Here is an 11,654-nt window from a genome sequence, read left to right on the forward strand (position 1 = left end):
CCGCGTACCTCTTCAGGAAATCCAGGATCGCCGCCTCGATGGCGGCCCGGTGCCGGGTTCGCAGCATGTACGTCCCGTGGGCAGGGGTGGGCAGAACCAGCAGGTGCTTGGGGGGCGGCGTCACCCGGTGCATGTAGCGGGCGCTGTCGTGGAAGGGCTGGTCGCCGCTGCCCACGATGAACAGCTTGGGCACCCGCAGCCCGGGCAGGTGCGGGCGGGCATTCAGCCCCGCAAACTGCGTCCCGCTGGCCATGACCACCACCCCGTGCACGGGGGCGCGGGCCGCCGCCACCAGGGACGCCGTCCCTCCCATGCTGGCCCCGATGAGGACCACCCGCCGCGCCCCCCGGCCCCGGACGTGCCGGATGGCCGCCAGGACGTCCCGGTCCACCTCTGCGATCACCAGCCGGCCGCCGGACCGGCCGACCCCCCGGAAGTCGTAGGTGAGCACCGTGTAGCCGCGGGCCGCCAGAAGGCCGGCCAGGTCCGTCCAGACGGACTGGTCGGTGCCAAACATGTGGGACAGGATCACGGCGGCGCGCCCGCCGGGCCAGACCCACCCGCGCACGACCACCCCGTCTTCGGCCTGGAAGGCGACCGGGACGCGGGAGGCGGCCCAGGCGGACAGCCCCGCCGGAAACAGGAAGGCTGCCAGGAGGAGCGCGGTGCGTCGGCTGAAGGAAATTACCATACCGCCTTGACCAGCCCGCCGTCCACCAGCAGGGTGGTGCCGGTCACGTAGCTGGCCCGGGGGGAGGCCAGGAACGCCACCACGTCGGCCAGCTCGTCGGGCCGGCCGACCCGCCCCAGGGGCACCTGGTCCGTCCACAGCCTGCGCTCCGCCTCCGGGTAGCTGAGGCCTTCCCGCGCCGCGTACGCTCGCGTGACCGCCTCCAGCCGCCCGGTGGCGATGGGCCCCGGGCACACCGTGTTGACCCGGATCTCCGGGGCCAGCTCCGCGGCCTGCGTCTTGGCCAGCCCCACCACCGCCAGCCGGATGGCGGTGCTGAGCACCAGCCCCGGCAGCGGCTGGCGCACCACGAAGGAGGCGATGTGTACGATGGACCCACCCCCGCCGCGGCGCATGTGGGGGATCGCGGCCCGGGACAGGCGCACCGCGCTCATCAGGAGCAGCTCCACGGCCTGCTGCCACTGCTCGTCGGCGACGTCCGCGAACGCCGCCGTCGGAGGTCCGCCTGTATTGGTCACCAGGATATCGACGCGGCCGAACCGGTCCACGGCCGCCTGCACGAAGCGCTGCACGTCGGCGGCCCGGGTCAGGTCGGCCACCACCGGCAGGACGTCGCCTCCGATCTCCGCGGCCGCCCGCTCCAGCGCGTCGGGCGTGCGGGCGCAGATGGCCACCCGCGCCCCCTCCTGGACGAACGCCCGCGCCACCGCCTTGCCCAGCCCCCGGCTCGCCGCCGCCACCAGGGCCGTCCGCCCGCTCAGCCCCAGGTCCACCGGCCGCCCGTCCCTCCTAGCGGTCCTTCTCCTTGTCGTCGTCTTTGCCCTCGGCGGCCCGAGCACCCGGGGCGAACCGCCGCAGCCGCTCCGCCAGCTCCTGCAGGCGTTTGCTCACCAGGTAGTTCACCGTCCCCTCGGGATAGCTGCCGTCGGGGCCGGGCGTGCCCGCCGGCATGCCGGTGAGCACCTCCAGGCCCTCGTCGATGGTCCGCACCGCGTAGATGTGGAACTGCCCCTGGCGGACGGCTTCCACCACCTCGGGCTTGAGCATGAGGTTGGCGACGTTCTGCGCCGGGATCATCACCCCCTGGCGGCCGGTGAGGCCGAGGACTTTGCAGACGGCGTAGTACCCCTCGATCTTCTCGTTGACGCCGCCGATGGGCTGGATCTCGCCTTTCTGGTTGACGGAGCCGGTGACCGCGATCCCCTGGTCGACGGGCACCCCCGCCAGGTCCGACAGCAGGGCGTACAGCTCGGTGGAGCTGGCGCTGTCGCCCTCCACCTCGGTATAGGTCTGCTCGAAGGTCAGCGACGCGTTGAGGCTGAGGGGCTGGGTCTGGGCGTACTTTCCGCCCAGGTAGTTGGCCAGGATGGCCACCCCCTTGCTGTGGATGCGCCCCGACATCTCGGTCTCGCGCTCGATGTTCACCACGCCGCGGTTGCCCACGTAGGTGCGGGCGGTGATCCGGCTGGGGTGGCCGAAGCTGTAGTCGCCCAGCTGCAGCACCGACAGGCCGTTGACCTGCCCCGCCACGGCCCCCCGCACGTCCACCAGCAGCTGCCCTTCGGCGATGGCCTTGCGCAGTCGCTCCTCCACCCGGTTGGAGCGGTAGACCTTCTCCTCGATGGCCCGGTCGACGTCGGCGGCCGTCACCACGTCCCGCCCGGCCTGCTGGGCCCACGCCGACGCCTCGTAGACGATCTCCACCACCTCGTTGAAGCGCGTGCTCAGCCGCTGCTGGTGCTCGGCCAGGCGCGCACTGTGTTCCAGCACCCGCGCCACCGCCGTGCGGTCGAAGGGCCGCAGCCCCTGGCGGTTGCAGATGGCCCCCACCGCGGCGGCGTAGGCGCGCATGGTCTCGTCGGTGCGCTCCACGTCCACGTCGAACTCGGCCTTGACCTTGAACAGCTTGCGGAAGTCATCATCCAGGACATACAGGAGCAGGTACAGCAGCGGCGTCCCCACCAGGACCACCTTGATGTTCAGGGGGATAGGCTCGGGGCGCAGGGTGGCGGTGGGCACCAGCCCCAGCTGCTCGCCGATGTTCTCGATGCGGACCTCCCCGCTCTTCAGGGCCCGCTTGAGGGCGTCCCAGGCGAACGGGTTCAGCAGCACGTCCCGGGCCTGCAGCAGCAGAAACCCCCCGTTGGCCCGCTGGAGGGCGCCGGCCTTGATCATGGTGAAATCGGTGACCAGGGCGCCCAGCTCGCCCCGGTACTCCACCTTCCCCACCAGGTTGTAGTAGGTGGGGTTGGGCTCTTCCACCACCGGGGCGCCCTCCAGGCGGCTGTTGTCCACCACCAGGTTGACCTGATAGCGGGTGAAGGCGTCCCGCCGCAGCAGCGCCGCCAGCGGGAAGGGCGCCGGGGGCTCCTCCTGCTCCTTGAACAGGTCCAGGTGCTCCACCACGTCGTCGAGAACCTGATCCAGGTAGGCCACCACCTTGGGGTGGTCCGCATACCGCTCCCGCAGGCGCCCGATGGCGTGGCCCGCCGCCGAGCGCACGGCCCGCTGCTCCAGCTCCCGCAGGGCGTCCCGGGCCTCCCGCTCCACGGTGCGCACCCGGCGCAGCGCCTCGCTCACCTCGTCGGCCAGGGCCCGGCCGCGGCGGTTGATCTCCTCCTTCTGGGCATCGGTGAGCAGGGCGAACTGCTCCGGGGTGATCGGTTCGCCCGACGGCCCCACCGGGATGGTGTTGATGCCCGCGGGGGTACGCTGCAGGGCAAACCCCAGCTGGGCGGCCTTGGCCTCCAGGTCCCTCCAGATGGTGTTGATCTGCTGCTCGAAGGACGACACCAGCTCCCGGCGCCGCTGGGCGTAGGTCTCGCTGCTGAACACCTTGCGGATCACGTCCTGCAGCTCTTCCACCAGCTCGGCCATGTCCCGCCGGAACCGCGTGCCCATCCCCGCCGGCAACGACAGCGCGGTGGGCTGGTCGGGCTGCTGGAAGTTGTAGACGTAGCACCAGTCGGGGGGCACCGGGCGGCCGGCGGCGGCGGCCTGGATCTTCTTGCGGGCGTAGGTGGTGCGCCCGGTCCCCACCGGCCCCGAGATGAAGACGTGGTAGCCGGGCTGGGTCATGATCAACCCCAGGTCCAGGGCGCGCACCGCGCGGTCCTGGCCCACGATGACCTCGTCGGCGCGCATCTCGGCGGTGGTGCGGAAGGGCAGCGCGTCGGGGTCGCACACCCAGCGCAGCTGCTCGGGCCGCAGGCGATGGCGCGCCCGCAGTTCGTCGGCAGATGGACTCACCGTATCCCTCCTGACAGGTTCCTCGGGTGGCTACTGTAGGGAGGTTCGTGCGGGGGCAGCCGGCTCCTCTGAGCCGGCCTGGACGGTATAAACACTGCGCCAGCGGGCCGTTACCCGGTTAGGCCGGGCTCGCCTCGGAGGGCTCGCATCCTCCCATCCAGGTAGCCGCTCCCGCTGGCAATGTAACCATACTGCGCGGGGCGGGACCGGTCAACGGAACGGTCGTTCGTCAGGCGCGGCGCTGGCCCCCTCAGTCCCGGCCGCCCGGCCCGCCCGGGGTCTTCTTCAGGGGGGCCGGCATGGGGATCACGCCGGTCTGGCGCCGGCGCAGGACCTCCCGGGATTGGGGAACCCGGGGGTGGTGCATGATGTTGAAGTCCAGGCGCTTGCCGCACGCGCATACCCGGGCCAGTTCCTGGCCGGCGTCAACGAAGATGTTGCCGGCCGCCTCGGCGCGGGCCCGGGCGGCGTCGACGGCGCCGGACGCCCGGTCCGCCTCGTCCTCCTGCAGCCCCATCTCCCGGGGCGCGGTGCCGCTGAGCTCGTACAGCAGGGCCTTGGGGTAGTACACGCTGTACCGGCGGCCGCATCCGCCGCAGGGGAAGGTGAACACCAGCGCCATGCCTTCATTGTAGGGATCCCCCCGCGGCCGCGCAACGCGCGCCGCCGGGCCCTGTCCCGGAGGCATCCGGGGGCGCCCGGTGGTATAGTGAACATAAGATCCCGCGGGGGACTGGAGGGAGAGGACATGGCCCGTCGGTATGCGCTGGTCGCGGTGATCGTGGCGGCGGCGACCGCTGGCGCCGCGCTGTACGCGGCCGGATGGCGCGCCGGAGCAGCGGCGGCGCGGATGCCGACGACAGCCGTCCCCGCCCAGATGCTGCCGGTGCAGCCGGAGGTCATTCCCCTGCCGGGCCCCCAGGGGCAGGGTCCGGGCCAGCAGCCCGCTCCCGGCCAGGGCGAATGCGAACCGATGATCCTGTTCTACTACCAGGGCCGGCTGTACCAGCTGATGCCGGGCCCGGACAACCAGCCCGGCGTTCCGGGCAGTCCTCCCGAGTACTTCCCGCTGCGGCCGTACCAGGGCCCCCGGATCCCCGGACTGCCCTTCGGTCCTGCGCCGGGGCCGGTGCCCCAGACGCCGGGCTTCCAGCCCGTGCAGCCGCGCTTCTGAATCCAGGCTATCGGTCAGTCCTGGTGATCCGCTGACCGCAGCGAGACCGAGGCGGTGAAGTCTCGGCCCATCATGGAAGATGTCGTGGGTTCTCTCACACGCGGCGGAAGGTACAGTACGGCTTCCACGGAAGGGTCCCAGCCTCACACAGGTATATGGCGCGAATCCCGTCCACGTCCTCACCTCGCAGCAGTTGGGCCGGACCCGTAGGCCGGTAGCGCCATTGCCGGCGGTAGAAGAGCGTTCGGGAGATCCCAAACTCCCGGAAGGTCGGGCGATTCCGGCCCTGGCGTGGCCCACCTGGGGTCCGGCCCGGCTGGCCCCGCCCCGAGCACGGCGGCGGTGCGCCCATCCCTGATGTGCACACGCACACCTTCATAAACCGGAAAGTCCCGCCTGGTGACGGTCAGGGCAGCCGCCGGGCAATCGCCTCCAGCGTGTCGGGGACGGGCTCGGGGATGTCCTCCCGGGGAACCGCTTCGGGGTCCTTCAATCCGTGGCCCGTCAGCACGCAGACCACTTCGCCAGCCAGGTCCCCCTCCCGGGCCAGGGCCAGCACCCCGGCCACCGACGCGGCGGATGCCGGCTCCACGAACAGCCCCTCCCGCGCCAGCAGGTCGCGGGCGGCCAGGATGCGCTCGTCGCTGACCGCCACAAACCGGCCGCCCGACTCGCGCACCGCGCGCACCGCGCCCTGCCAGCTGGCCGGCCGGCCGATGCGGATGGCGGACGCCACCGTCTGCGGCCGGTCCACCGGCTCCCCCCGCACCAGCGGCGCGGCGCCCTCGGCCTGCACGCCGATCATCCGGGGCGGCCGGTCGATGCGCCCGGCGGCCCGGTAGTCCACAAATCCCATCCAGTAGGCCGTGATGTTTCCGGCGTTGCCCACCGGAAGGGCCAGGACCTGAGGCGCCCGACCCAGCGCGTCACAGATCTCAAACGCCGCCGTCTTCTGGCCCGCCAGCCGGTGGGGGTTGATCGAGTTGACCAGGGCAAGACCGAAGCGTTCGGCTACCTGCCGCGCCAGCTCCAGGACCCGGTCGAAGCCGGCCCGCACGGGGATGATGGTGGCCCCATGGACCACGGCCTGGGCCATCTTGCCCGCCGCCACCCCGCCGGCGGGCACCAGCAGCAGGCAGGCCAGGCCGGCCCGGGCCGCATAGGCCGCCGCGGACGCCGCCGTGTTGCCGGTGGAGGCGCAGACGACGGCCCGGGCGCCCGCTTCCACCGCCTTGCTGACCGCGACGGTCATGCCGCGGTCCTTGAACGAGCCAGTGGGGTTGGCCGCCTCGTACTTGACCAGGAGGCGGAGCCCCGCCTCCCGGCCGGCCCGGCACTCCAGCAGCGGCGTCCCGCCCTCTCCCAGAGTGATCACCGGCGTGGCGTCGGTGACCGGGAGGAACGGCCGGTACTGCTCAATGACTCCGCGCCACACGCGTCACCGCGGGCCGTCACCACACCGCCATCAGCCGCAGCGGCCCGCCCGAGCCGTTGGCCAGCTTGGGGGCGCCGACGAACACCGTGGCTCCCCGGGGCGGAATCCGCGTCAGGTTCGCCACGTTCTCCAGGCCCCACTTGTTGGCGCCCAGAATGGTCAGGTGGGTCTTGAAGTCGGTGCTCCGGCCGTAGTCCAGGCTGAGGGTGTCCACGCCGATCCCGATGATATTCCGCTCCTCCACCAGCATCTGGGCTGCCTCCGGGTGGAACCCGGGGAAGTGCATGGTGCCGGTACTGTCGGGCCGACGGTAGGACACCTCGTCATTCACCCACTGTTCCCACCCGCTGTGCATGAACACCACCGCGCCGTCGGGGATCCGGCCGTAGCGGTCCTCATAGGCGCGGATGTCGTCGGGAGTGACCTGCGCGTCAGGGTTGGCGGTGGCCTTTTCGTGGATGTGGATGACCACCGCCGGGCCGATCAGGCGGCTGGCCGGGATCTCGTGCACGAACCACCGGCCTGTGACGAAGTGGGCGGGAGCGTCCATATGGGTGCCCGTGTGCTCCCAGTAGGAGACGATGTTCCCGTAAAACCCGTTCTTTTCGATGGTCACGAACGGCCGGCGGGACAGGCGCGGGAAGAAGTCGGGGTTGAACGACGGGAACCGGCTGTGCAGGACGTGGGTCAGGTCCACGATGTTGGTGTAGGACAGGGACCGGGTCTGCGCCCGCGCCACAGCCGGCAGGAGGGCCGTCCCGCCCAGGGCTGCGCCCACGGCCGTGCCGGCGGCCACCCGCAGGAAGCTGCGGCGATCCAGCTTCACCGCCTCAAAGGTCTGCGGAACGCACATCGCCATCACCTCGTGTCGGGACGTTTGGTGGGTGGGGTTCGGTATCTCGGCGCGCAGGTCCTACCGGCGCCAGCCCCGCCCGGCGGGACAGAGGCCCCGGGGCGAGGGTCCGGACCTTCCGGGGCGAGAGAGTGACCACGCCGGGACTGCGGCGCGGGCCGGCCGCGTTGCCTTTCGCCCGCGGCGTGCTCTAGGATGAAGGGTGCACTGTCGCGGGACGGAGCGGAGGGGCAGATGCGGCTGCCGGATCACATTCGCGCGTTTCTGGACGCACCCTACCTCGCCGTGCTGGCCACGGTGGGACCCCGAGGCCGGCCTCAAGCCACCCCGGTGTGGTTTGCCCTGGACGGGGACGAGATCCTCATGAACACGACGGCTGGGCGGGTCAAGCTGCGCAACCTGCAGCGCCGTCCCTACGCGTCCGTGGTGGTGCTGGACCCGGGTGATCCCGACCGATACGTCCAGATCCGCGGCCCGGTGCGGCTGGACCCGGCCCACGGCGCTCAGGACATTGACAGGCTCTCCCTTCGGTATGAGGGACGTCCCTTCCAGTATCCGCCGACCGACGCGCCTCACCGCCGCGTGAGCATCCGGCTGCGGCCGGAGTCCTACACCGCCGTGGGCCTGGAATGACATGAGCGCCTCCGCGGAGCGCGCCCCGCTGAGCCCGGACGACCGGACGGCATTCCACCGGAGCCTGACGGTGGTGGACGGTCACTGCGACCTGCCCCTGGCCCTCACCCGCGCCGCCGACGCCCGCGGCGGCGACCCCCCCGCTCTGGCCGAGACCCGGGTGGGACGCGACCTCCGCCAGGGAGGCGTGGACGTGGTCGTCAGCCCCGTGTGGGTGGAGCTGGAATACCTCCCCGACGGACTGCGCCGGGCACTGGTGGGCCTGACCCGACTGCGCCGGGCGGTCGGCCGCAGTCCGGAGGAGTTCGCCGTGGCCGAGACCCGGGAGGGGCTGGAGCGGGCCGTGCGGGGAGGCCGCACGGCCGTGATCCCGGGGCTGGAGGGCTGCGCGCCGCTGGGATACGAGCCGGACCTGCTGGAGACCTTCGTGCGCCTGGGGGTCCGGGTGGTCGGCCTGACGTGGAACGAACGCAATGCCTTTGCCAGCGGCGCCCGGCAGGACAGCCGGGAAGGACTCACGCCGCTGGGCAAGGCACTGGTACGGGAAGGCGACCGGCTGGGGGTGATCTGGGACGTCTCACACCTCAACGAGCGCAGCTTCTGGGACCTGCTGGAGTGCGCCGCCGGGCCGGTCGTGGCCTCCCACTCCAACGCTGCCGCCCTCTTCCCCCACGCCCGCAACCTCAGCGACGACCAGATCCGGGCGCTGAGCGCCCGCGGAGGCCTGATCAGTCTCATGGTGCAGTCGTTCGTGATCAGCAGGCAGATCGCCACGCTGGAGGAGTTCCTGCGCCATGTGGACCACGTGGTCGAGCTGGCCGGTATCGAGCGGGTGGGGTTCGGCTTCGACTTCATCTCCTTCGTGGACGACATCGACCGCCTGCGGATGGACTCCCTGCCGCCGACGGAACCTCCCCGGGAGAACGCCCACAAGGCGCTGGCGGAGATCCCCACCCACGCCGACCTGCCGCGGCTCACGGACGCCCTGCTCCGCCACGGATACAGCCCCGGCGATGTGGCCCGGCTGATGGGGGGAAACTGGCTCGGCTTCCTGTTGGACCACCTTCCCGCCGCCGAATCCTCCATTTAGTCCGGCGCCTCGTGCTCTGAGGATTTTGGGGGGCAGCCCCCCTCCTCCGCGGATGTCGGGGTCAGACCCCGTGATCCAAGGGCAAACACGCGTTCACAGATTCTGGGGGGCAGACCTTTCGATCCCGCACCACGGGCTCAGTCGAGGTTATGGATGGGCACCGGGTCGAGGGTGTCCGCGGGCGAGAACCCGAAGATGCGGCCGTAGAAGTACAGTTCCGCCTCCAGGACGCGGCGGATCGTCTCGGCGCGGCGGAAACCGTGCTGCTCTCCCTCAAAGGCGAGGTACGCCACGGGGATGCCCCGGCGGCGCAGGGCCTCCACCATCGCCTCCGACTGGCTGGGGGGCACCACGCGATCTTCCAGCCCCTGGAAGAAGATCACCGGGACGCGGATCTGGTGAGCGTAGTGGATGGGGGAGCGGGCGCGGAACAGGTCGGCCCGCTCGGGGTACGGGCCGACCAGGTGGTAGTCATACCGCGACTCGAACTTGTGGGTCTCCCGGTGCAGGGCCTCCAGGTCGCTGACCCCGAAGTGCGACGCCCCGGCCCGGAAGGCGTCCCGAAATGCCAGCGCGCACAGAGTGGTGTACCCGCCGGCGCTGCCGCCCCGGATGGCCACCCGCATTCCGTCCGCCAGCCCGCGGTCCACCAGGAACCGGGCCGCGTGAACGCAGTCGTCCACGTCCACCACACCCCACTGGCCGCGCAGGCGGTTCCGGTAGGCGCGCCCGTAGCCGGTGCTCCCGCCGTAGTTGACGTCCACCACGGCAAACCCCCGGCTGGTCCAGTACTGGAACTCCAGGCGCAGCACGGCGGGGGAGAAGGACGTGGGGCCGCCGTGGGCGACCACCAGCAGCGGCGGGCGCTCTCCGGGCGGGCCGGCGAAGTCCGCGTTGGTCGGAGGGTAGTACCACCCGTACGCCGCCTGTCCGCCGGTGGTCGGGAACGCGATGGCCTGCGGCACCGAGATGTATCCCGGGTCCACCGGGTGCGGGCGTGACGTCCGGAGCACCTCCACGGCCCGGCGGGGCACGTCCAGGCGGACCAATGCCAGGGGTTCGGTGGGGGACCCGCCGATGAAGTACACGGCGGTCCCGGCCGGTGTCACCTGACTGATCTCGGTGTACGGGAGGTCCACGACGTCCAGGGACTTCCGCCGGGTGTCCAGCAGCGCCAGCCGCCACACCCCTCCGGCGATGAAGGCGCAGACCGCGGTGGAAGAATCCAGAAGGCCATAGGTGGACATGCGGAACACCCACTGGGGGCGGCCGAACTCGGCCTCCCGCAGGACGACCGGCTCCACACGGCCTGCGCGCGCGTCCCAGCGGTACAGGTTCCACCACCCGGTGCGGTCGGAGACGAAGTACAGGATGCCGTCGGGGGACCACTCCGGCTGGAAGACGGATTCCTCGGGCCCGCCGGCCACCCGGTGCGGCTCCTCCACCGTCCCGTCGGCCCGCACCGCCGCCACCCACAGGGTCGTTCCATCCCAGGGCATGTTCGGGCGGTCCCAGCTCAGCCAGGCCAGCACGGCGCCGTCGGGACTGAGGCGGGGGGAGGCATAGAAGTCGGCCCCCCGCACCAGAACCTGCGGCCGACCACCCTCCAGGGGAACGGCCGCCAGGTAATTCTCCGCCTCCTGGTCGCCGCGGGCGTGGTCTTCACACACGCAGATGAGCCGCCGGCGCTGTCTGTCGACCACCGCGTCGGCGTAGCGCAGTGCGCCGGGCAGCGTGAGGGGGTCCGGGGTGCCTCCCGGCTGCAGGCGGTACAGCCGCTGATCGGCATACTCGGAAAAGTAGACAACCCCGCGGTCCACGACGAAATCGCCCCCGCCGTACTCGTGGACGGTGGTACGGGCGTTGAAGGGAGGGGGGAGCACGTCGGCCGTGCGGCCGTCGGGGGTCCGGCGGACGATGACCTTCCGGCCCCGCTCGGCCGGCCGCAGCTCGGACCAGTACACGTCGGGTCCGTCGACTGCGATCTCCGAGAGGACAATCCCGGCGCCGGCCACCAGCTCGGCGGTGATCGGCGACTTCCAGGTCCCGTACGGAGCGACGGTGGGCATCGGGTGTGGGGTTTCGACGACGCCGCCGGCGACTCCCGTCGGGCCGGAGGGCGTGTGCTAGAATGACCACGGTGGGCCCTTAGCTCAGCGGGTAGAGCGCCGGGCTTTTAACCCGGGCGTCGGGGGTTCGAGTCCCTCAGGGCCCACCAGGCAGCCGCCGGTGGCGCCCCGGGCTACCGGCGGCTGCCTGGTAGATTGGAGGACGAACCCCCGAGGCCGAGGGGGTGAGGGGGAGCGCGGCTCCCCCGGGCCGTCAGGGGTGGAATCGGAGGGGCTCAGCCCCTCCGAGGAGCGAGGCGCGATCAATGGCTCCACTGAGGGACCCAGCGCACAAGGCACCCCGGGATCGCGTCGAGCGACCGCGTCGGGGGTTCGAGTCCCTCAGGGCCCACCAGAACGCAATCTACCCAATCTGCTCAATCCACGCGATCTCCCCGATCTCCCCGCTCTTCCCAAAACC

At 71.5% G+C, this 11,654-nt stretch carries 10 protein-coding genes and 1 tRNA gene; 4 read left to right on the plus strand and 7 right to left on the minus strand.

What is annotated here, in order from left to right; genetic code table 11:
- The 4 genes from RB150_10485 to RB150_10500 all read right to left on the minus strand — a co-directional run.
- The coding region (locus tag RB150_10485) for an alpha/beta fold hydrolase (GenBank protein MDQ7820960.1) at positions 1-691 on the minus strand (691 nt) is incomplete at its 3' end.
- On the minus strand, positions 685-1,464 hold the full coding sequence (locus RB150_10490) for an SDR family oxidoreductase (GenBank protein ID MDQ7820961.1): 780 nt from the start codon (positions 1,462-1,464) through the stop codon (positions 685-687). The genes RB150_10485 and RB150_10490, both read right to left, overlap by 7 nt.
- 16 nt (positions 1,465-1,480) lie before the next feature.
- The gene (locus RB150_10495) at positions 1,481-3,940 is read right to left on the minus strand and encodes an ATP-binding protein (protein ID MDQ7820962.1); all 2,460 of its coding nucleotides are present in this window, start codon (positions 3,938-3,940) and stop codon (positions 1,481-1,483) included.
- Positions 3,941-4,190: 250 nt separating this feature from the next.
- Positions 4,191-4,562: a hypothetical protein gene (locus RB150_10500; GenBank protein ID MDQ7820963.1), complete on the minus strand. Its 372-nt coding sequence runs from the start codon at positions 4,560-4,562 to the stop codon at positions 4,191-4,193.
- 126 nt (positions 4,563-4,688) lie between these two features.
- Here RB150_10500 and RB150_10505 point away from each other — a divergent pair, with 126 nt between their 5' ends.
- On the plus strand, positions 4,689-5,114 hold the full coding sequence (locus tag RB150_10505) for a hypothetical protein (protein ID MDQ7820964.1): 426 nt from the start codon (positions 4,689-4,691) through the stop codon (positions 5,112-5,114).
- A gap of 406 nt (positions 5,115-5,520) precedes the next feature.
- Here the strand turns inward: RB150_10505 and thrC are convergent, their stop codons facing one another.
- Both thrC and RB150_10515 read right to left on the minus strand, forming a co-directional pair.
- Positions 5,521-6,549, minus strand: coding sequence for a threonine synthase (gene thrC / locus RB150_10510; protein MDQ7820965.1), 1,029 nt, complete (start codon positions 6,547-6,549; stop codon positions 5,521-5,523).
- A gap of 16 nt (positions 6,550-6,565) precedes the next feature.
- Positions 6,566-7,402, minus strand: coding sequence for a cyclase family protein (locus RB150_10515; protein ID MDQ7820966.1), 837 nt, complete (start codon positions 7,400-7,402; stop codon positions 6,566-6,568).
- A 234-nt stretch (positions 7,403-7,636) separates the two neighbouring features.
- Between RB150_10515 and RB150_10520 the strand changes: the two genes are divergently transcribed.
- Together RB150_10520 and RB150_10525 are read left to right on the plus strand one after the other, a co-directional pair.
- On the plus strand, positions 7,637-8,035 hold the full coding sequence (locus RB150_10520) for a PPOX class F420-dependent oxidoreductase (protein MDQ7820967.1): 399 nt from the start codon (positions 7,637-7,639) through the stop codon (positions 8,033-8,035).
- Position 8,036: 1 nt separating this feature from the next.
- Complete coding sequence (locus RB150_10525) at positions 8,037-9,125, plus strand: membrane dipeptidase (protein ID MDQ7820968.1); 1,089 nt, start codon at positions 8,037-8,039, stop codon at positions 9,123-9,125.
- Positions 9,126-9,262: 137 nt separating this feature from the next.
- Here RB150_10525 and RB150_10530 read toward each other — a convergent pair whose 3' ends face one another.
- Positions 9,263-11,194 (minus strand): S9 family peptidase, encoded by a 1,932-nt coding sequence (locus RB150_10530; protein MDQ7820969.1) that lies wholly within the window; start codon positions 11,192-11,194, stop codon positions 9,263-9,265.
- A 73-nt stretch (positions 11,195-11,267) separates the two neighbouring features.
- Between RB150_10530 and RB150_10535 the strand changes: the two genes are divergently transcribed.
- Positions 11,268-11,343: transfer RNA gene (locus RB150_10535), tRNA-Lys, on the plus strand.
- The last annotated feature ends 311 nt before the right edge of the window (positions 11,344-11,654 follow it).

This window comes from Armatimonadota bacterium (assembly GCA_031081675.1).
In the GTDB taxonomy this organism is placed as follows: Bacteria; Sysuimicrobiota; Sysuimicrobiia; order Sysuimicrobiales; family Kaftiobacteriaceae; genus Calidihabitans; species Calidihabitans tengchongensis.

Bases quoted from the DNA above. Each gene is read 5' to 3' on its own strand.
- RB150_10500 (MDQ7820963.1), bottom strand. From the start codon at position 4,562: ATGGCGCTGGTGTTCACCTTCCCCTGCGGCGGATGCGGCCGCCGGTAC.
- RB150_10505 (MDQ7820964.1), top strand. From the start codon at position 4,689: ATGGCCCGTCGGTATGCGCTGGTCGCGGTGATCGTGGCGGCGGCGACC.
- RB150_10515 (MDQ7820966.1), bottom strand. From the start codon at position 7,402: ATGTGCGTTCCGCAGACCTTTGAGGCGGTGAAGCTGGATCGCCGCAGC.
- RB150_10520 (MDQ7820967.1), top strand. From the start codon at position 7,637: ATGCGGCTGCCGGATCACATTCGCGCGTTTCTGGACGCACCCTACCTC.
- RB150_10525 (MDQ7820968.1), top strand. From the start codon at position 8,037: ATGAGCGCCTCCGCGGAGCGCGCCCCGCTGAGCCCGGACGACCGGACG.
- RB150_10530 (MDQ7820969.1), bottom strand. From the start codon at position 11,194: ATGCCCACCGTCGCTCCGTACGGGACCTGGAAGTCGCCGATCACCGCC.